Source organism: Vibrio sp. qd031 (assembly GCF_002100145.1).
Lineage (GTDB): Bacteria > Pseudomonadota > Gammaproteobacteria > Enterobacterales > Vibrionaceae > Vibrio.
Window position 1 is genome coordinate 159,477 of sequence record NZ_JXQD01000001.1, and the last position, 20,993, is coordinate 180,469.

A 20,993-nucleotide genomic window follows, 5' to 3' on the forward strand; every position below is an offset into this window, starting at 1 on the left:
ATCTCCTAATATTGTTAACCAACTAACTATACCGTACAATGTGCGCAAGCGTTGTGTAATGGAAAATAATTAGTGAATAGGGATATTCTTAAGCTTTGTATCACTCTAATGATCTCTGGACAGTGTGTCGCAGACGACTTGGATGCTTTGCTGGATTTGGACTTTGAAGAGTTGTCAGGGTTTGCCCTTGAAATGGAAACGGCGGCAAAAAATGTCCAGTCTCTGAATGACATTCCTGCTTCAGTTTACGTGATCAGTAACGAACGAATCGTTCGAAGCGGTTACACCTCTATTTCTGAGTTGCTCTCGTTAGTTCCAGGTTTCTTAACCACAAAATACAGTGAAAATGGCTCTGATATTTCAAGCAAAGGTTTTCACGACAGTTTCTACAACAAGCTATTAATTATGGTCGATGGCCGGAGTGTATACAGTCCCGTATATGGGGGCACATACATGGCCGATCTTGATTATTTAATCGCTGATATTGAGCAGATCGAAGTGGTCCGTGGTCCCGCGGGTACTATGTGGGGGGCTAACTCTGCTAACGGTGTGGTTAATATCATCACTAAATCTGCGCAAAATACGCAAGGAACGCACGTCTCAGCATACGTAGGAGATTACGCCAATCGCAGTGCAGAAGTACGTCATGGATTTTCGTTTGGCGAATACTCGTTTGCAAAGGTGTTTTACAAGTACAAACACTCACCGAGTACCTTAGAAGACGATGCGCTGATCAGAGAAAGTCATCAATACGGTGCTGCGTACGAACTGTATGCTGATAAACATACTCTGCTGGTGCAGTTAGGTGGAGAGTCGTCCACAGAGGGCTCTGAAGAGTACTGGTATACTTTGGTTGATGATTTCTACTATAACGAAAGCGCAAGACCATCCACGCTAGATAGCCACTCCTGGAATGTAAACGTACGTCACCAATTTGCGGCTTCTTCGCAAACAAGCTTCAACACCTCATTCTTTGCAAACTACGACTCTGATAATGATCCGTTCGCAGAAGGCGATTATTTACATGCAGAGCTCGATAGCTACATGAATACCGAGCTTTCACAAACCACATCTTTGATTTTTGGTGGTGGTATTCGAGCGGTCACTATCAACTTCGATAATCACATATCAGACTACAACTATGAGCATTTTTTACTTGGACAACGAGCAGCTGTAAATGACACGAAACATACAGACTACGCCTACAACCTTTATGGGCAAGTCGAAGTGTGGCTCAGTGATAAGTTTAAGTTAGTAGCAGGCGCTAAGGCAGAGCATTTTTCGCAAAATGATAGCACTGAACTGTCCCCTCAATTAAGAGGGCTGTATAACATGAACAGTCATCACTCTATTTGGGGAGGTGTCGCTCGGGCTGTTATGCTTCCTAGCTACCTTGACACTGAAATGGATGAAGTGAACGGTTATTATGGATCACCAGATCTATATCTATCTGATCCAGAGTTAGAAAACGAATCTGTGTTGACTACTGAATTTGGTTATCGCTATAACCCAAGCGCGACAATTGGCGTAGACACAGTGTTGTTTGTCTCCCAATATAAAAACTTGCGCGGTGTGAGTTATATGGACTCGGGGTACAGCGATCCAGGCAGAGTTGAACAATCTGATATTTATGAACCATTTATCTCCGGATCTTACACCTCATATTTAAACTCAGATTATGATGCCAAAACATTAGGTGCAGAGCTGGCTATCAACTATCAACCCATTTCAAATTGGTCTCTGTTCGCAACTTACGCTTATTTAACGATCGATTCGGACTGGTCAGGAGTGGCTCGTACAGGTGAAGATGCAGACTACATTGGCACATATGGGGAAAGTTACTACGACATTGACTCACAACATACAGCAACAATTCAAAGCTTATGGTCGGTTACTGAACAATTCGAAGTGGACTTAATTGGTCGCTATTTTAACCAAAAATTCCATGAAAGTGCATCCGATTATGAAGTCAATCCTTTCGCTGTTTTAGACGCACGCCTTGCTTGGCAAAAACAACAAAACTGGCCAAGTGTAGAACTGATTGCACAAAACCTTCTTGGGGCTGGTTACAGCTACCTTAATACTGAAGTGGCTTATTATACTTACATTAATGAACTAAAATGGTACGCACGCTTAACCTATGATTTTTAAGTTTAAGATCCACTTAAAATCGAACTTTCTTCGCTACGTAGTCACCTGCGTGGTGATGTTTTGCTTAACGTATTTTCCCAGTGGTATGGCCGTCAGTGCTCAACTCAAACCGTTTGAAGCCAAAGCCATTTACCTGTTTAAAATTGCAAACTATATCAAATGGCCAGATGATGCTAACAAGGCACAGATCCACTACTGTATTTTTGGTGACAAAGAATTAAGAGACACCTTCGATGACATTGCCAAGAAAAAATTAGTGGCGGGCAAACAGTTAGTGCCAGTTAACGTTATTGAGGAGTGCGATTTGGTGTATATGGGCAATAAGTTTGTGATTGATGAGCTGGCTCCTTATCAAATTGCGGTAGGCGATAAAGACCAATTTGCTGTTAAGGGTGGGCAGATAGAACTTAAACAAAACAAGAACAAACTCGAACTCATCGTGAACTATCCATCGGTAAAAGAGAGCGATATCCGGTTGAGTTCCAAGTTACTAAAAATTGCGACGATCATTGAGGATCCATCGTGATTAGGTATCGTTCGATTAAGAAAAAGATTCTCGCGCCTTTATTTCTGAGTATTGCCGTGGTTTTTGTGCTTTTTCAAGGGATCACCGACTTTTTCCAGTACACCTTGTACCGCGATTCGCAACTTACTCACCTGCAAACACTCGGCAGAACAGTATCGTACAATTTAGAAGCGCCGCTGTTATTTGAAGATGTAGAGGCGGCGCAAGAGCAAATAGATACCTTCAAAGCCGACCCTTCTATTCTGTCGGTATTTCTTCATGATGCGATGGATAATATGGTTGCCATGTATCAACCGGATACCGATAAAGATTGGTTTCAGAGCATTAAGTTTAATTGGGAGCTAGAAGGTGCTGTCGCGTCTTCAGGTAAGCTATTTGTGTATATTCCGATTAATGTGGACGATGAGTTAGTCGGAAAATTAAAAATCGTATCTGATGTCAATTTTGATAAAGGTAAACTCCAACACGTCATTGAGGGTGGTAGCCTGATCGTGCTATTGGGGATAGGTATACTCTACTACCTTTATGGACGTCTGAGCCGACTCATACTTGTCCCTGTTTACCAAATCAAGGAAGCCATGACAGCGTTGCTGGAGAACAGCAGCAATATTGAGCCGATCAATATTAAGCAGTATGACGAACTTGGCGACTTAGTTGATGGATATAACACCATGATCTCGCGGATAAGAGCGCGTGATCGACAAATTGCGGCGTCGATGGACAAGTTAGAAAGTGAGCGAAATTTTGCTAACGAACTGATTGAATCCATCGCCCATGGCTTGCTTGTAGTGAATAACAAAGGTCTCATTAAGCAAGATAACCAACATGCGGGTATGCAGTTTGGTGTGGTGGGTACAATGGTCGGCACCAATATCAATCAATATTTTGACATGCCTGATAAGAGCAAGATATTGATGGCTCTGTTGGGTCGCGAGCATCTTAACGATGCGTTATTTACCGTGACAACACCGTCAAAAGAATCTCGAATTTTACGTGTAACTACGTTGCAAACCACGGACTCTAAAATGGTGTTGTTCTCAATAGTTGATATTACTGAAGAGCTGGCTCGAACCTACAAACAGCAACTTGCCACAGGGATATTTGAAAACAGCCAGGACGGTATCATAGTAATAGATAAAGACGGCAAAATCATTATGGTCAATCCAGCTTTAGAACAGCTATCTGGTCATAGTGAAGCGGATCTTATTAACCAGTTAGTTTACAAAGTGTTTAATGGCGATGAGTGCTGGCGCAGCGTCGATAGTATACGTAAGGTTGCGACGGAGCATGGTAGTTGGGAAGGGGAGATAGTTGAATACCATCGCGATGGTAGCGCACTTCCAATTAAGGTTCAGGCTAGATTGATTTCTAGTAATGTTAGTGATGTGAACGTAGACAGTGACTTGGTGCTGATATGCACAGATTTACGGGATCAAAAAGAGATGGAAAGGCTTGAGCATATCGCGTCCCACGACCCATTGACTCAGTTAGCGAACAGAACAAAGCTCCTATCTCAAACACAACAGCTGCTTGATAACGGTCATCAAGGCGAGTTTGGTATGCTGTTTTTGGACCTCGACGGGTTTAAATCGATCAATGACCAATGGGGTCATGATGTCGGTGACTTTGTGTTAAAAACAGTAGCAACGCGATTACAAAGCGTGGTTAGAGATGATGACCTAGTGTGCCGCCTTGCGGGCGATGAGTTTGTTATCCTAGTTAAACAGTCCACAAATGCCTTGTGCAGTTCGTTGGCGGAGCGCGTGCTGAACGCGATTGCTGAGCCAATCAACTTTGAAAGTAATGTGCTTAAAATTGGGGTTAGCATAGGCATTCATATGACGGACAAACATTATGATGAGACCGAGGCCAGTGCGGTAATTAAACAAGCGGATAAAGCGATGTATCGAGCTAAGTTTCTTGGTAAAGGGCAATTTGCGCAATCATCAAGTTAAGCAGTGTCGGCCTGTAAAGTCCTTTTGCACAGTTCGACAAAGTGCTGATAAAAGCTTGGCAAGGGCTTGCTGATCTTAGTCACCAAGTACACTTTTTCTACGACTGGCAAACCAACGTTGATCACCGACAGCCGATCCTTGTACGGAGACAACTCTACACAACTGCTGGGTAACACCGTAAATCCTACCCCTAGCGATATCGGGGCAAGAATTTGCTCTAGCTGATTCACAAAACTAACCTGCGGTATATGCGCGATGTCCATATCTGACAATAGTGAGTGCTTTGAAGAGTGTCGATACAAAGACAAGTAGTGGAGGGCGTCTGGATGAGCAACGAGCCCTAACTGGTGCAAATATTCGGCGCTCACCGTTTTGGCATCAGATACCTGAGGTACAACCAAGCTTAATTTCTGCAACCCAATTTGCTGATAACTGAGCAAAGGATTGACCGCTTGTTGAGTCATCAACGCCACATCTGACTGCCCATTTAAGACACGATTCATTGCCCCCTGATTAGAACAAGACTCAAACGCAAAATGTAACTCGGGATAGTCTTTTTGAATATTGATGCAACGAGAGTACAACTGCTGCGTTAATGCTCCCGAACAGGCGACTCGCGCCAGTCCCTTGTTTGGATCATCAACAGTAATGGTGTCGAGCAACTGTTGATGCAGTTCTAGCTGCTCTAGCGCAAACTGATAAAGCTTATCGCCTGCTGGTGTGAGTTCAAAGGTTTTACCTTGTCGTTGAAGTAGCGGTGTACCACATTCTTGCTCCAATTTAGCGATATGCTGGCTCACCCCTGGCTGAGTCATATAGAGCTTTTCTGCAGTGCGGGTAAAGTGCCCTTCTTCAACGAGTGCAATGTAGGTTTTGAGCCACTTAGGGTTTATCATAATTAAATATAATGAATTTGGTTGGTTTGAATAAATTATAGCAGAAAGTGTTGCGTAGAGTCGGGAAGCGGAAAGCGGAAAGCTTAACTAGGTAGAGAATAAGCTACTGATTTAACGATTTAATTATGCTCTCTATAGTGTGACATTTTTACATGGAGTTCTATAATCAAAGAGTGACCATCAAAAGGACATACTCCATGAAAGCCCTCACCTATCACCTGCAAATGGACAAGTTTTACTTATCGGAACTTGTCGAGCCAGAACTTGAAAACGATTGGGATGTTGTAGTGAAAGTACACGCGGTAGGGCTTAATCCTGTCGACGCCAAAGTGAATTTTTGGAAAGCATTGGTTCCCGATATTGATAATACCTTTGTCGGTGGTCTTGATGTTTCAGGGACGGTGGTTAAAGTGGGTGATAAAGTAGAGTCTTGGGTTGTCGGCGACAAAGTCCTTTATCATGGTAATATGCGCCGAACTCGCGGCGGGTGCGCTGAATTTGCAGTTCATGATGCACGTACATTGACCGTTCACCCTAAAGTCAGCCATGAACTGGCTGCCGCCACTCCATGTGCCGGTTGGACCGCGTGGCGCGCGTTGGTCGATAAACTGGATATTGAAACGCGTGACTCCATTTACATCGTTGGTGGCTCCGGTGGCGTGGGTGGGTTTGCCATTCAAATTGCCAAATACTTTGGTGTGGATAAGATCATAACCAGTTGCTCTGAAAAAAATCATGATTACGTCAGAGACTTGGGTGCAACTCACGTTATTGACTATCAAAAACAAGACATCGTTAAAGAGATCATGGCCATTACTGATGGCAATGGTGTAGAAGTGGCATTGGATTGTGTCGGTGGCGACAATGATATTATTGCAGCTACCGCACTGGCGTTTGAAGGTGAGATGGTGGAGCTGGTGCAAACGGTTAGACCAAGTGAATACCCCGACGCATTTTTACGAGGGTTGAGTTTTCATCAACTGAGTTTAGGATCGGGTCATGTCAATGATCATTCGGGGCGTACCGGTATCACTGATGCGGGCGTTCAGTTTAATCAATTACTTGAAAATGGGCATATCCGAGTACCAGCGCTTGAGGTTATTGAACTTGAGCACGCAGCTAATGCGTTAAAAGATATAAGAAACCAAAGAACTGTCGGTAAAATTGTGGTAAAAATTGAGTAACATCCCGCTAACGTCACTATACATTGAAGTACTTAGTTGCACTCCTAATTATGACGGCATTTGCGGCCAACTCGTTGTTGAGTCGCGTTGCCGTTTTCACCGAGGGAATGGATCCCTCATTATTTGCACTTTACCGAACCGCCAGTGGCGCACTTATGTTGTGTCTGTTGCTGTTGGTGTTTAACCGAAAACACGCACTGCAGTTGGTAGACCCGTCTCAATGGAAGCTCAAAGATAACTGGTTAAGTGGCGCTTTCCTTGCGCTGTATATGATTGGTTTTAGCTATTCGTATAAAACACTCAATGCAGGACTAGGTGCGCTGTTGCTATTTTCAACGGTGCAGTTGGTGTTATTGCTAAGCAGCATTCGTATGGGTGAACGCCTCACAAAACTGCAGCGCATCGGCTATGCCATTACCATTGCAGGAATGGCTTCATTGGTCGTGCCTTCGTTGAGTGTCATGGGAGCGACGTTTGTAGGGATGGTATGTGCTGTCCTAGCGGGTGTTGGGTGGGGTGGGTATACCTTGCTTGGTCGCCAATCGACACAACCGCTGTTTAGAACAGGTTTTGCGTTTATTGTTGCTACAGGATTTGTATTGTTAGGTTCTACCGTTATTGGACTTGACACCGCCGCAACGAATAACGCTTTGATGCTTGCGGTAATTTCGGGAATGGTGACGTCGGCCTGCGCGTATGCTGCTTGGTATGCGTTGTTACCACTTATTAGCCGGTTTAGCGCTGCGTTATATCAGTTGTCTGTACCCGCGCTAACATTTGTGGGTGCAGTTATATGGCTAAACGAAATTCCGAACTCGTTAGAGGTGTTGGCTTGTGTTTTGACGCTAGCGGGTATTATTGTGACTCAATTACCCTCATGTAGGGATGCGAAAGAGTAGCGAAAAGAGAAGACTGGGTCATCGTCTCACGAGTTGAGTGATGACCCAATTAGAACGCTTTTACTTAGGCTTTTTGGCAAGAGCAGCATCAATGTCTGCGGCGCTGTGGCGTTCAGGAACTTGTTCCCACTCTTCGCCCCATCCACGGTTGACTATGCGCCCACGCTGAACCGCTGCACGCTCGTCAATTTGCTTAGCCCAACGTACGACATTCTTGTAACTTGCAACGTCCAAGAACTCAGCTGCATCATACATACGACCTAGTACTAGACCGCCATACCAAGGCCAAATCGCCATATCTGCAATGGTGTATTCGTCGCCAGCAATAAACTCGTTGTTGGCTAGTTGCTTGTCTAATACATCCAATTGACGCTTAGCTTCCATCGAAAAGCGATCGATAGGATATTCGAACTTTTCAGGGGCATAAGCATAGAAATGACCAAAACCGCCTCCTAAGTAAGGTGCAGAGCCTTGTAACCAAAATAGCCAGTTCATCATTTCAGTGCGCTCTGGCAGCGTTTTGGGAATGAAGTGATCAAATTTTTCTGCCAAATAGAGCAAGATAGAGCCAGATTCAAAAACGCGTGTTCCTGTGGTGGTGTCTAGCAAAGCAGGAATTTTTGAGTTCGGGTTAATCTCAACAAAGCCACTGCCAAATTGGTCACCATCACCAATATTGATGAGGTAGGCATCGTATTCGGCATCTTTAACGCCTGCCGCCAATAGCTCTTCAAAAAGTATGGTGACTTTTTGTCCGTTTGGGGTAGCTAACGAATGCAACTGGAAAGGGTGTTGACCTTGTTCGAGTACCTGTTCATGACGTGCACCTGAATCTGGACGGTTAATGCTGGCCCATTGGCCACCGTTAGAGGTGTCGTGTGTCCATACTTTAGGTGGGGTGTAATTATCGCCCATTGTGACTCCTTAATGTTGGGTTACATCATGTGTTATTGGGATGTTTAATCGGGTTTTAAAGGGATAGTGTTCATAGATTTAATGTACCGCTTGTTGAAGCATTGATCTATTAGGCTATAAATTGGTATGTCATTGTGTAAGCAGGCTCGAAATTCAAAGAAATGTCACTTGTCGCACCAGTGTGAATTTGTCATTCTTAGCCCCCTCAAAACAGCACTATAATTTCGATTCGGATTTTTATGAAAAAACTGGCAATATTGGCGTCTCTTTTAGTGGCATTTCATTCGTTCGCCGCAACACAACTTCAATGGGAAGACTTACGTCCAGATGTAAGTAACATTAAAGACCCGTTTATGGAGCTGAGCCGCGACCAATTGTTCGATTTAGGCAGGATTGCTCGTCTCGATATGAAAGAGACGCTCACAGAAGAAGAACAATTAGAACGGAAAACCCTTAATGACGATCTCGAAAGCCAGGGGATTGACGTCGAATATTTGTTTGGCATCAGAGCAGCAGTTAGTGAACAGCGCCGCGTTGCAGCAACGGTGCCTAAAGCGTCGTTAAATGGCGAAAAGGTTCGTGTCCCTGGCTTTATCACGCCGATTCAGTTTGACGATAATAAAGTCACCCAGTTCTTTATCGTGCCATCAGGTGGCGCTTGCGTACACACACCACCTCCGCCACCCAATCAAATTATTTTGGTCGATTATCCACAAGGTTACCAATTGACCTCAATGTACACGCCAGTATGGATCGAAGGCACTCTTAACGTTGAAGCTAACGTGCAAGATGTCATGTACTCAGACGGTGCCAATGGGATTGAGTCGGCGTACACCATGGATGCCGATAAAATAGAAATTTATACCGTCCAATAGCTCTTGCCAAAAAACAATGAATGCTGCCTAACCTACAAGGCATTAGGCAGCCGTGACTCGCTATTAACGACCGATATTGCTTATTTCTGGTTCTGCAGTGGGATCGATTTTAAGGGTTTGCGTCGGGAACGCGACATCAGCACCTTGCTGATGAATGATTTGAATAACCTTTAACAGCACGTCTTGTTTGATTTCATGAAACTCGATCCAGTTGACAGTTTTGGTAAACGTATAGATAAAGAAGTCCAACGAAGAAGGCCCAAAGCTGTCAAAATTAACGATCATAGTTTGTTGGGTATCGATAGCGGGGTGATTGAGAAGCATCTTTTTTACCGCGTTAATAATGGTGTGCATTTTCTCTGCATCGTCATAACGAATACCGATGGTTTCTTTAATTCGGCGGTTAGTCATCCTAGAAGGGTTCTCCACCACAATGCTGCTGAAGATGGCGTTAGGAATATAGAGTGGTCGCTTGTCAAAGGTGCGAATAACACTCATACGCCAACCAATACGTTCAACCGTACCTTCGATACTTCTATCCGGTGAGCGGATCCAATCTCCTACTTTGAATGGCTTATCAAAATAAATCATCCAGCCACCAAAGAAGTTGGACAGCAGGTCTTTTGCCGCAAAACCAGCAACCAAACCACCGACGCCGCCCATCGTCATTACACCCGAAAGACTAAGGCCCATAGACTGCAAAACGCTAATTAGGCCAATAACTATGATGACCATTCTGCTCAATTTGCCAATACCGTTAATGGTCGTTGCATCGTGTTTGCCACGAGCAATGACATTAAATTCTATGTTGGTAGAAAGGCGATAACTGATCCATGCAAGGGTAAAGACCACCAGAGCATGCTTGGCGGTGTCTAAAAAATTGAGTGAATAGTCAAAGTAATTTCCGAGAATGAGACCCAGGGAAATCGTACCTGGCCAAAGCCATATTAGTGTACTGATCGGCGCTTTAATCGAATGAATGACTGCGTGTACGCGACTTTCAGCACTGTCGGAGGTGTGGCGCTCTAAGCGACCAATAAACACGCGCCATACGATCCAAGCAACGCTACTGAATAAGGTGATGGTCAACACTTCGTTGACCCAAAGAAAGTCGGGGTGAGAGGTAAAAAACTCGATTCTGTCCATTTTACTCAAGCTGCAATGTTTGATGATGTCAGTGTGCAGTGTTGACGGTAGAGGGTCAAAGCAAAAGCTTTACAAAGTGTGTTTTATCACAAGATAAATACATGAAGAGGGTGGTAGTCTTACCATGTTTCAATATTCTTAGGCAATCCAATGAGTTTCGACAATCGCACCCAATACACCGAGCACGAGTTTACCCAAATCGATTTTAGTTATGAAGAGCTCAATCAGACTGAGTTTGAAGGCTGTAAGTTTGTGCAGTGCGACTTTTCCGAAACGGTGTTTAGCCGCTGTCGGTTTGTCGAGTGCGAATTTGAACAGTGCAATATGAGCTTAGTTGACCCGAGCTTAAGCCGATTTACCCAGTGCAAGTTTACTAGCAGTAAACTGGTGGGGATGGATTGGACTAAGGCTCAATGGCCTCAATTTGATATGGACTCTGAACTCGCTTTTGAACAGTGCATACTTAATGATTGCTCGTTTTTCGGGTTATTCCTCGATTACCTTATGCTACATAATTGTAAACTGGTGGGTGTGGACTTTAGAGAGGCATCGCTTTCACAATCTGAAATTACCGAATGTGACTTATCGGGGGCGCTATTTTCGAGAACCAACTTAGAGCAAAGTAATCTCATCGACAGTTATCACTTTGAGATTGATGTGCTTAATAATCGATTAAGTGGTGCTCAATTCTCAAGGCTCGAAGCGTTATCGTTGCTTAATTCACTCAACATCAAACTGGTGGACTGAGGCTTATTCTGCCCCCAAAATCATGACCCCCACATCGCATTATTTTATTTGGTTTTGAGTGTTCACCGAGTTCCGCTCTACAACCCAAGGTTTTAGCATGTCTGACGGGTAAATTTTATCACCATTCACCAACGCCAATACTTTATCAACCGCCAACATCGCCATGTCTTGCAGTGGGTAATGCATGGTTGTTAAGCTCGGTTGTAAGTGCTTGGTGTAGTGGTCGTTATCGTATCCAATTATGGAAATATCCTTACCCACGACTTTGCCAAACTCTGCTGCAATGGTGTACATCGACAACGCCAACTGGTCGTTTTGGCAAAATACTGCGTCAACATTTAAGTCTCGTTCAAACAAGCGTTTTCCCGCATCAATTGGCGTTTCGCTATCAAATCGGCCTTCTACAACGAGGCTTGGGTTATAGGGCATACCTGCTTCGCTTAACGCTTTTCGGTAACCAAAAAGGCGGTCGCGACTGTCCGCTTTACTTAACTGACCAGTAAGACAACCAATCTGCTTATGTCCCGTATCAATTAGGTATTTGGTAGCAAGATATCCGCCCAACTCATTATCCAAAAATAAGCAATGTTCGGTGATTTCAGGAATGTTTCTGTTGAGAATGACGGTTTTAGGATAGCGCTTCACGATGTCGATCAATTCATCATCATGCAGGGTATCGGCATGAATGATCATTCCATCTACCATCTTGGACTGTAAAAAGCGTATCCCATCACGTTCAATTTCTTCTGTTTCTTGGCCACTGGATGTAATGAGGTGAATATTTTCTCGACGAAGCTCGATTTCGGCGTGATGCATCAACACGCCAAAGAAAGGACCGCCTAACGTGCCGACTAACATACCAATACTATTAGAGCGTGAAGATGCCAGTGCTTGGGCAAATGAGTTTGGCTTAAAGTTAAGCTCTTCCATTGCAGCCAACACTTTTTGGCGGTTTTTTTCTTTTACCGTGGTATGGCGATTGATCACACGCGATACCGTGGTTTTGGAAACATTAGCTAATTTGGCAACTTCATCAATGGTGGACACGTTAACTTCCTGTAAATGACCCATGTGGGACGCTGAGTTTATCAAGATATTGCAAGGATACTGCAATATAGGGGCGAAATCCTTGCGATCAGTCACACCGGAAAGGAAACGGTTTCTTTCCGGTGTGTTTCCGATGATAAAAACTTATACCGAATACTTGGGAGTAAATTTATTCCTTTTTGTATTACTCGCTGTTTTTTAATAATTTTATTCGTATTTTGTACATTTTCTTCGATCACTGTTAGACAATATCTATAATCGAAACGTCAAATAACCACCACCAGTAAAGAAAGCGCTTCCTTTATGGTTGCTAAAGTATTAAAACCGAGGAAGCAATAGAATTGGTTAATAGCGTTAGGTAACCAAGGTAAAAATGTGAAACGCACGTATTTTGAGCAAGTGAGTAACAATAGTTAGCCTACACACTACTGCGAATTGAACGACGCTAAACCAACGTCATAAAGTGAAAGCCAAATCTCGCTCCATAAAATGATTGCAATAACGCTACGCTATCGACAGAACTGAATGTCTCTCAATTAATCGTGGAAGTAGTTTTATTGGATCGGCCTCAGTACAACTCTTGTTTTCTATTATTGCAAATAAGCGCTTCGCAGCTTCTATGCCCATACCTGGAACCGGGAAATCGACGGTGGTTAGGATAGGGCGGATAAGCTGGGCGTGAACAACGCAGATGCGATGGTTGGGGTTTGTCTTTCTAGGCGATCAACCTAGCAGCATTCAATTGAGCAATGTTTCTTTTATAACTAAAGAGATTGAACGCTCCGCACCAAATTTACCCGCGCCGACGCCATCGGTATTGAACAGCGATGTGTTCTCTATTTTTAGTGATAGCTTAGATGAAGACAAGTTTGTTTCTCTATGGAATGAAAACTGGTGGAACGCCCCATTTTATTCTCAAGACGAAGTCGATGGGAACGCTTATGCGCGATACGAAATTCAAGGAGCTGGTGCTGCGGGTGGCGTAGTTGGCATACAGTTTGGGATTGAATACGGCAGTGTTGATGTGTCTGAACATAACACTTGGAACATTGATCTTTATCTGGAACCAGGAATTAGTCAGGTTGTCTTACAGTTGGTCACTACCGATGGCTCAGCGAGTTATACAGTGAGCAACCTACCTGCTGAACAGTGGGTAAGTATGTCAATTCCCTTTGCCGATATGTCCCTTAATGGCGAAAGTACGCTAAATACGGCGCAGATGCAGATGGCTGGCATTCAGTTATACGGGGAGGCTGGACGTTCTATATTTGTCGATAATTTTTATTTCTCAGGGCAGTCATCAAAATACGCTATTGAGGTTGAAGTTGTGGATAGTGTAGGGCAACCCATTAGCAATGCAGAAGTCAGTGTTGGCGTAGATGGAGAGTACGATGAAGCCAATACGAGCATTACGGATTCTTCAGGCGTGGCTACGCTGATGTTGGTAGAAGGTAAGCAAAAAATTAAAGGAATGGCTCAAGGTTACGGCATTAATCAAGCGAGTACCATAGTGACGGCAGGTTCTAATCTGCTCACACTAGAGCTTACCGCACTTAGTACAGGGCCTACCGCTGCTGCACCGTCACCAATTGTAGACAGTGATGATGTGATCTCCTTGTACAGTGATGCGCTTACCAGTGACCATTGGATCACCTATTGGTCCGATAATTGGTGGAATGCTCCGACGCATGAAGATATTCAAATTGAAGGTAACAATACCGCCAAGTTCACCATCACCCCAGATGGTGTGGCTGGCGGTGTCACCGGTATTCAATATGGTATTTCCCAGGTAGTTGATGCCTCTGCGATGACAGGGTTAAGATTCGACTTTTACGCCACGGCCGGTGTGACACGAGCTCAGTTCCAACTGCTCTCTACAAGTGGCCCGCTTATTTATACGATTGACAATATCGCGACTGGAGAGTGGGTGAGTGTTGAACTTGACTTTGACTTGTCTGATACCCCTAGTGCGGTGTCTGGTTTTAATAAAAGCACCATGACTCAACTAGGTATGGCGTTGTGGGGAAGCAGTAGTGATAGCGTTTACTTAGATAATATTTACTTCTACTAAGCGTTTATTTCTAAACAAAGCGGCCACAATATAGTGGCCGCTTTTGCTTTCTAAGCGTAATAAAAATAAAGTGGTGTTGGCTGTTAAAAATCATCATCTATATTCCACCCATAGCTGAAGACATACTTGTATAAGCAAACTCTAGTGTTAGTCTATGCTACGTAATATTGATGGGTAGAATGAAGGAAAGCTATGATTTTAGGGATAAACCATGTTCAGTTAACCATGCCGTTTGGTGAAGAACCTACAGCGCGCCAGTTCTACGGTGAATTACTTGGCTTAACCGAGTTGCAAAAACCAGAGCACTTGAAGGCAAATGGTGGGGTTTGGTTTAGTATTGGTGATCTTCAGCTTCACTTAGGCTGTGAAGCGCTATCAAATCGACAAATTTCCAAAGCTCATGTCGCCTTAAATGTAACTAGTGCTGAGCATTGGAGAATGGCATTTACTCAACATTCAGTCCCTATTTTTGAAAATGCCCAAATTGAAGGGTACAAGCGGTTTGATATACGTGATCCGTTTGGCAACCGCATTGAAATTATGGAACGAGTGACCAACTAGCGATTGCTGTGCCATTTTAAATGGCGAGAATGGGGTAAACGATGACCGATATTTTACTGAACTATCCTAAGTTCAATTCAACACTAATGAAGCAAGTTGAGTCACTACTTAGCGCTGAGTGGACAGATTTTAGCTTTACAGGCTACCACGGGGATCTACCCGCGCCCATAGCCGCAACGATTGGAATAGGATCGAGTGATTCTCACGTACAACAACTTGTTGCCGGACTTGCGTATACCTTCTTCAAAGCGCCCAATGATGATCACGACGTCGTTTGGGTAAACGCATTAGCGGTCGATGCTGCCTATCGCGGGCAAGGCGTTGCGAGTCAACTGATTCAACAAGCCATTATAAACGTTGCCTCAAACCCCAAGCAGTACCCCCAATCTCACCTCTATGTCTACACGGATGTTCCAAGACTGTATGCCAATATTGGTTTTTCCAAAGTAGATGCCGATGTGCAAGAGGGACATCAAGTGATGGCGTACTTGCTGCCACCAGCAGAACACACACAGTGAACGGTTACTTGGAGATGTTGCTAAGGCTTTGACAATGCCTCGTATTTTTCACGAAGCGGGTTAAGGCGCACTTTTCCTTGGGTTGTCGCGTAAGGCCACAGCAGCATAATAATTTTACTGATCCCTCTATACACCTCTAATTCAGTTAGAGGTTGGTTGACTGAGTTGGCCATAAGATAACTGGTCCAAAAAGAGCCAACCACCCGCATTAATTCGACTAAATCATCAATGTCGTGATCATCAATCTCGATGATGCCATCTTTATTGAGTTTAGACACCGCCATCTTGGCTCTATCTGTTAATAGGCCATGGGCCGCTAAGTATTGGTGATGTAAGGTTTCGTCACGCAATAGAATCCCCGGCATACTGGAGTGAAAAAATCGAAATTGCCATAAACTCTCAAACACGTCGTCGCAGTATTGTTGTAGAAACACCTCAGCGTTGTCGTTAACCGCCTCTAACTGAAAAGAGCTGCGCATGTGGTCTATGTATTTTCCAAAAATGGACTGGATGATGTCCTGCTTGTTTCGAAAATGGTAATACAGGTTCCCAGGACTAATCCCGATATAAGCAGCAATGTGGTTGGTGGTTATGTCTCTTTCACCCTGTTCATTAAATAGCTTTAAGCTTTCTACAACAATTCTATCTTTCGTATTCATAATAGAAACTTACCTTACTTCCGTGCCGATACTTCTAGGTCTTTGCGTCTAGGTTGATAGTTATTTGTCGCTCATGACTTGCCAATAGTGACGTGTGGAGAGTGCCTTGTCGGGGTTTCACTGTACGACTGTTGCACAACTAAGGTGTTGACCTTTGTCGCAAAATCAATGGTTAACCCCAGACGTCTAGTCACTACACCAATGGATTTGCGAAGCCAATCACAACACAACGAATCCAAAAGAAGTAATTTTACGCCAATAGAGCAAATACTCTAGTTTTTATTAGGCTAACAATCTGAGCAACTCAGTGAGCACTGAGTAGGTTATTTGTATGGTGGTGGCTAATAAAATCAAGAATTTATAATTAGTATGGAAGATAATCATGAAACGTTTTACCTCGACTGCATTACTGGCTGCTTTAGCTGTTTCACCGGTTGCTAGTGCACACACTGCTAGTGACACACTGTTGCCATCTCTATGGGGGGGAATGATCCACCCACTGCTTGGGTTGGATCATCTATTGATCCTCGTCTCAATGGGGATGTTAGCTCACTTTCAAGCATCGTCGTCTAACAAAAAGTCGACTTCTCTGTACCTGACAAAACTTAGCGTGGTGTTATTCGCCATGGTCGCGGGTTTGTTTTTGGGTCATCAATTTGGTGTTTTTGCAATGATGGAAACCGTGATTGTTATGTCGCTGTTTGTCCCTGCAGCGGCACTGTTTTTACGCTACGAACAGACGTCAATCAGTTTATTACTCAGCGTTGTGGCACTTGCTGGTGTTGCCGTACATGGGTGGGCGCACGGAGTAGAACTTGCTGGCGCGTCAATCTGGGGATTTGGATTAGGCATGTTAGGTGGTTCTGCACTGGCCTTTGTTGTCGGATCGTACCTTGCGCGATTGCTTCCTAAAACCTTTGTAGCTCTAGCGGTGAGCGGCTCAGGTTTATTGATTTTGCTTGCGGCATAGTGAGAAGAGTGATGAAACCATATAAAGTGATGGAAATAAAAGAAAGTGTGTTTGAAAACAATGTAGAGCAAGCGGACCTGTTGCGAGCGTCTTTAAAAGAAAAAGGCACGTTCTTGCTCAACCTTATGTCGTCACCGGGCTCAGGCAAAACCACAACCTTGGTCAACACCTTGTCACGCCTCCCAAGTGCATTGAATGTGGCAGTGATGGAAGCGGATATCGACTCGGACGTTGATGCAGCAACCATTGCAGAGCAGGGCGTCAAAGTGATCCAGCTTCACACAGGTGGAATGTGTCATTTGGACGCAGATATGACCAAACAAGGTCTAGAAGGACTTGATGCCGACGGTTTAGATTTGGTGTTTTTAGAAAACGTAGGCAACCTTGTTTGCCCAGCAGAGTTCGATACTGGCGCGGTAAAAAACGCCATGATCCTTAGTGTACCTGAAGGGGACGACAAACCTCTTAAGTACCCTCTGATGTTCTCTATTTGTGATGTGCTGCTGATCAACAAAATAGACACCATAGGCGTGTTCGATTTTGATGTTGAGGCGGTTATCGCTCGCGCTAAAGCCCTTAATCCCGACATTACTGTGATCCCCATGTCTGCAAGAACGGGCGAGGGCGTTGCTGATTGGGTTGGGTGGCTCGAAAGCAATGTCGCAGAGTGGAAAAATAACCAAGGAGTGCAATGATGCAACACACTCCAGTAAAACAACAAGTGATCGCTTATGCCAATAAAATCAGCATGGTGAAAGCGGGGTCAAAGAATGCGATCACTCCTCAAGACCCAGAGTATCGCATCTTTGCGCCAGTCATGAGCGACGAAATGGCCGAAGTTGGATTGTGCCTAGAGCTTAAAGAGCCTCTCAATGCTAAACAGGTGGCAAAACGTTGTGGCAAGTCGGTGGAAGAAACCGAAGCTCTGCTTTGGGAGCTTGCCGTGGTGGGCGCTGCGTTTGTGAATAACGTAGACGGTGTCGATGTCTATTGGCATGACGTGTGGGTTCCTGGCCACATGGAAATGGTCGTTAACAACAAACAACTGATCGATCAATACCCTGAGTTGGGGGTAGCGTTTGATGATTTTGGTAAAAAGCGCGGACCGATGGCAGCAGGTAACGTGCCTGTCGGCAGTGGACCGATGCGTGTGATCCCAATAGAAACTGCCATTGACGGTGATACGCGAAGCGCCTCATACGAAGAAGTATCAAAGTACCTCGACGATAATGAGGTGTTTTCCCTATCGGACTGCGCATGCAGAGCGTCGCGAGAAGCGATGGGTGAAGGCTGTGGCCACATCAAAGATGATATCTGCATACAAATGGGACATGCCGCGGAGTATTACATCCGAACAGGACGCGGAAAATCGATCACTCGTGAAGAAGCTAAACAGGTGATCCGCAAGGCCGAAGACAATGGCTTGATGCACCAGATCCCAAACTTCGATGGGTCGGGAGAGACTCACGCCATCTGTAACTGTTGTGGTTGCGGCTGTTTTGCGCTGCGATTGGCAGAGCAGTGGCAAAACCCCGATATGATCCGCTCAAACTATGTGGTCAAAATTGACGAAAGCAAATGTGTAGCGTGTGGCGAATGCGTGGAGCACTGTCCAACAAATGCCATTCGACTTGGGCAAAAGCTATGCGCCGTGAATAAACCCAAAGTCGAGCCTCGAGAGTTGCCTTATACCAACGAGTGGGGCGAAGACAAATATAATCCTGACTATCGCATTAATCGCCAGGTAGCTGCCAATGAAGGCTCTGCGCCATGTAAGGCCAGTTGCCCGGCTCACATTGGCATACAAGGTTATATCAAACTCGCGGCGCAAGGGCGCTATAGCGAAGCCTTAGAGCTGATAAAGAAAGAAAATCCACTTCCAGCCGTATGTGGCCGAATTTGCCCGAAAAACTGCGAATCAGAATGTACCCGAGGAGACATTGATGATCCTGTTGCTATTGACGACATCAAGAAATTTGTCGCCCAGCAAGATATGTCAGCTGATGGGCGCTATGTTCCAACCAAGCGTCATGATTACTCAGACAAAAAGATTGCGGTGATCGGAAGTGGCCCAGCGGGTATTTCGTGTGCGTATTTTCTGGCGGTTGAAGGTTACAGTGTCACTGTGTTTGAACGCCAGCCTGTGCTAGGCGGCATGCTGACGTTAGGCATCCCATCCTACCGCTTGGAAAAAGAGGTGATCAACGCAGAAATAGACGTATTGCGTCAGTTGGGCGTGACCTTTAAAACCGATATAGATGTTGGCAATGATGTCACTTTAGCAGAGCTGAGAGAGCAAGGCTTTGCAGCGTTTTATCTTGCTATTGGCGCGCAAAAGGGCAAACAACTTACTATTGAAGGAAGCGAGGCCAACGGTGTACAAACTGGCGTTGAGTTTTTACGAGAGATCAATCTAGGGAATGCCCACAATCTTGGTAAAAACGTGGTGGTCATAGGGGGCGGGAACGTCGCTATTGATGTTGCTCGAACAGCGGTTCGCTGCGATGTCTCAAGTGTCACCTTGTTTAGTTTGGAAAGTCGCGACGAGATGCCCGCTCACTTTGAGGAAGTTCAAGAAGCGTTGGATGAAAGTATTGCCATCGAAAACGGATGGGGGCCTAGCAAAGTGCTGGTTGAAGACGGCAACGTGGTTGGGCTAGAACTGGTGAAGTGTGAAGCTGTTGTGGATGAAAACGGACATTTTGCTCCACGTTTTAATACCGAGAATCGAAAAACCGTTGCCGCAGACCAAATCTTAATCTCCGTAGGACAGGCGATAGATTGGGGACCGCTATTAGACAACAGCCGCGTTGAAGTGCGCACAAATCAGTGTGCGATAGCCAACGAGCTAACGTTTCAAACCGATCAACCGGATGTGTTTGTTGGCGGCGACGCACTGACTGGGCCACGGTTTGCTATAGACGCAATCGCTCAAGGCAAAGAGGGGGCGATTTCGATCCACCGTTTTGTGCAACATGGGCAAAGTTTAGAACTTGGTCGACTGCGCAGAGCCTATTCCTCGTTCGACAAGAATAACGTTGAGCTAGGTGGCTATGACAATACCCCACGCCAAACCACAAAGCACGTCGACGGCGCTAAATCCAAAACGACCTTTAGAGATCTAAGGGGCTATTTGACTGAACAACAAGTTCAGATTGAAGCAAATCGATGTTTGGATTGCGGAGTGGTCAAAGCCGATGACTTTATGTGTGTTGGCTGCGGAGCGTGTACAACTCGCTGTAAGTTTGGCGCTATTTCACTCGAAAGAGTCTTTGACGCCCAAGGCAGTGAATTGCGTGATGCTCGCAAAAAAATCATCAAATACGCAGTCAAACGCAAAGTAAAAGTCACACTTAATAAACCCATTAAAAAGATTAAATCATTGATCCCTATGAGGTAAACGTTCCAGTCGTAATAATAACTCAGGCTGCATTACTCGTGTTTCAGTGCAGCCTGACGCTAAGGAGAGAGTATGCACGAACTCGGAGTGGTCATTGAGGTGGTAAATACGGTGCAGCGGTTCGCTAAAAAGCACCAAGTTACTCATGTTGATACCATAGTCCTGCAAATCGGAGAGCTTTCTTCGATGATCCCAAAATACGTCGAAACCTGTTACCCCGCTGCAGTCGATGGGACATCGCTAGAAAAGACCAAGCTAGAGATAGAAATTATTGCCGCAATTGGGTTGTGTCATCACTGCGGTGAAAGCTTTGAGATACTAAAACATCGCTCAACCTGCCCGAGTTGTGAGCAGAACAAGTGGGGACTGTTGTCGGGAAAGGAGTTTATGGTCAAAGAGATCATTGCCCATTGATGATGTTACCTGTTTGCAATGCCCACCTAGAGAATTTTGGCGGGTTTTGCCAAAGTAAA

General features: G+C 44.8%; 20 protein-coding genes. 14 read left to right on the forward strand and 6 right to left on the reverse strand.

All coding sequences use genetic code 11. The features are described 5' to 3' along the window. Positions 1–72: 72 nt before the first annotated feature. Genes ST37_RS00690 through ST37_RS00700 form a run of 3 tightly spaced genes read left to right on the forward strand, consistent with a single transcriptional unit; the run spans position 73 to position 4,632 of the window. Positions 73–2,151, forward strand: a complete 2,079-nt coding sequence (locus tag ST37_RS00690) for a TonB-dependent receptor plug domain-containing protein (protein WP_143698078.1) — start codon at positions 73–75, stop codon at positions 2,149–2,151. After that, on the forward strand, positions 2,141–2,677 hold the full coding sequence (locus ST37_RS00695) for a YfiR family protein (RefSeq protein ID WP_084882561.1): 537 nt from the start codon (positions 2,141–2,143) through the stop codon (positions 2,675–2,677). The genes ST37_RS00690 and ST37_RS00695 overlap by 11 nt, the downstream gene beginning before the upstream one ends. After that, complete coding sequence (locus tag ST37_RS00700) at positions 2,674–4,632, forward strand: diguanylate cyclase (protein ID WP_084882563.1); 1,959 nt, start codon at positions 2,674–2,676, stop codon at positions 4,630–4,632. Before ST37_RS00695 ends, ST37_RS00700 begins: the two co-directional genes overlap by 4 nt. On the opposite strand, the gene ST37_RS00705 is transcribed toward ST37_RS00700, so the two are convergent. Beyond that, positions 4,629–5,528 (reverse strand): LysR family transcriptional regulator, encoded by a 900-nt coding sequence (locus tag ST37_RS00705; protein ID WP_084882566.1) that lies wholly within the window; start codon positions 5,526–5,528, stop codon positions 4,629–4,631. The genes ST37_RS00700 and ST37_RS00705 overlap by 4 nt on opposite strands. 197 nt (positions 5,529–5,725) lie before the next feature. Between ST37_RS00705 and ST37_RS00710 the strand changes: the two genes are divergently transcribed. Both ST37_RS00710 and ST37_RS00715 read left to right on the forward strand, forming a co-directional pair. Then, on the forward strand, positions 5,726–6,712 hold the full coding sequence (locus ST37_RS00710) for a zinc-binding dehydrogenase (protein ID WP_084882569.1): 987 nt from the start codon (positions 5,726–5,728) through the stop codon (positions 6,710–6,712). A gap of 23 nt (positions 6,713–6,735) precedes the next feature. After that, entirely contained in the window at positions 6,736–7,611 is an 876-nt protein-coding gene (locus tag ST37_RS00715; protein ID WP_277922116.1) for a DMT family transporter, read from the forward strand. Between the two features lie 60 nt (positions 7,612–7,671). Here the strand turns inward: ST37_RS00715 and yghU are convergent, their stop codons facing one another. After that, positions 7,672–8,526, reverse strand: a complete 855-nt coding sequence (gene yghU, locus ST37_RS00720) for a glutathione-dependent disulfide-bond oxidoreductase (protein ID WP_084882575.1) — start codon at positions 8,524–8,526, stop codon at positions 7,672–7,674. A gap of 239 nt (positions 8,527–8,765) precedes the next feature. Between yghU and ST37_RS00725 the strand changes: the two genes are divergently transcribed. Continuing rightward, on the forward strand, positions 8,766–9,401 hold the full coding sequence (locus tag ST37_RS00725; protein ID WP_084882577.1) for a DUF3299 domain-containing protein: 636 nt from the start codon (positions 8,766–8,768) through the stop codon (positions 9,399–9,401). Between the two features lie 63 nt (positions 9,402–9,464). Here ST37_RS00725 and ST37_RS00730 read toward each other — a convergent pair whose 3' ends face one another. Then, the gene (locus ST37_RS00730; protein WP_084882580.1) at positions 9,465–10,547 is read right to left on the reverse strand and encodes a mechanosensitive ion channel family protein; all 1,083 of its coding nucleotides are present in this window, start codon (positions 10,545–10,547) and stop codon (positions 9,465–9,467) included. Positions 10,548–10,697: 150 nt separating this feature from the next. On the opposite strand from ST37_RS00730, the gene ST37_RS00735 reads away from it, so the two are divergent. Continuing rightward, positions 10,698–11,294 carry a pentapeptide repeat-containing protein gene (locus tag ST37_RS00735; protein ID WP_084882583.1) on the forward strand — a complete coding sequence of 199 codons (597 nt, stop codon included), beginning with the start codon at positions 10,698–10,700 and terminating at the stop codon, positions 11,292–11,294. A 39-nt stretch (positions 11,295–11,333) separates the two neighbouring features. Here the strand turns inward: ST37_RS00735 and ST37_RS00740 are convergent, their stop codons facing one another. Next, the gene (locus ST37_RS00740; RefSeq protein WP_084882676.1) at positions 11,334–12,341 is read right to left on the reverse strand and encodes a LacI family DNA-binding transcriptional regulator; all 1,008 of its coding nucleotides are present in this window, start codon (positions 12,339–12,341) and stop codon (positions 11,334–11,336) included. 504 nt (positions 12,342–12,845) lie between these two features. Further along, positions 12,846–13,034 (reverse strand): substrate-binding domain-containing protein, encoded by a 189-nt coding sequence (locus ST37_RS19645; RefSeq protein ID WP_143698083.1) that lies wholly within the window; start codon positions 13,032–13,034, stop codon positions 12,846–12,848. 49 nt (positions 13,035–13,083) lie between these two features. Between ST37_RS19645 and ST37_RS00750 the strand changes: the two genes are divergently transcribed. From ST37_RS00750 to ST37_RS00760, 3 genes are all read left to right on the forward strand, one after another. Further along, a complete protein-coding gene (locus ST37_RS00750) occupies positions 13,084–14,412 on the forward strand; it encodes an Ig-like domain-containing protein (protein ID WP_143698079.1) in 1,329 nt (442 codons plus the stop codon). Between the two features lie 192 nt (positions 14,413–14,604). Then, the gene (locus ST37_RS00755; protein ID WP_084882591.1) at positions 14,605–14,973 is read left to right on the forward strand and encodes a VOC family protein; all 369 of its coding nucleotides are present in this window, start codon (positions 14,605–14,607) and stop codon (positions 14,971–14,973) included. A gap of 41 nt (positions 14,974–15,014) precedes the next feature. Beyond that, positions 15,015–15,491 (forward strand): GNAT family N-acetyltransferase, encoded by a 477-nt coding sequence (locus ST37_RS00760; RefSeq protein WP_084882594.1) that lies wholly within the window; start codon positions 15,015–15,017, stop codon positions 15,489–15,491. A 20-nt stretch (positions 15,492–15,511) separates the two neighbouring features. Here the strand turns inward: ST37_RS00760 and ST37_RS00765 are convergent, their stop codons facing one another. Further along, positions 15,512–16,150, reverse strand: coding sequence for a TetR/AcrR family transcriptional regulator (locus ST37_RS00765; RefSeq protein WP_084882597.1), 639 nt, complete (start codon positions 16,148–16,150; stop codon positions 15,512–15,514). A 382-nt stretch (positions 16,151–16,532) separates the two neighbouring features. Here ST37_RS00765 and ST37_RS00770 point away from each other — a divergent pair, with 382 nt between their 5' ends. From ST37_RS00770 to ST37_RS00785, 4 genes are all read left to right on the forward strand, one after another. Further along, positions 16,533–17,120 (forward strand): HupE/UreJ family protein, encoded by a 588-nt coding sequence (locus ST37_RS00770; RefSeq protein WP_084882600.1) that lies wholly within the window; start codon positions 16,533–16,535, stop codon positions 17,118–17,120. A gap of 11 nt (positions 17,121–17,131) precedes the next feature. Then, complete coding sequence (gene hypB, locus ST37_RS00775; protein WP_084882602.1) at positions 17,132–17,815, forward strand: hydrogenase nickel incorporation protein HypB; 684 nt, start codon at positions 17,132–17,134, stop codon at positions 17,813–17,815. Beyond that, the gene (locus ST37_RS00780; protein WP_197687438.1) at positions 17,812–20,520 is read left to right on the forward strand and encodes an FAD-dependent oxidoreductase; all 2,709 of its coding nucleotides are present in this window, start codon (positions 17,812–17,814) and stop codon (positions 20,518–20,520) included. The genes hypB and ST37_RS00780 overlap by 4 nt, the downstream gene beginning before the upstream one ends. Before the next feature lie 72 nt (positions 20,521–20,592). Further along, positions 20,593–20,934, forward strand: coding sequence for a hydrogenase maturation nickel metallochaperone HypA (locus tag ST37_RS00785; RefSeq protein ID WP_084882606.1), 342 nt, complete (start codon positions 20,593–20,595; stop codon positions 20,932–20,934). The last annotated feature ends 59 nt before the right edge of the window (positions 20,935–20,993 follow it).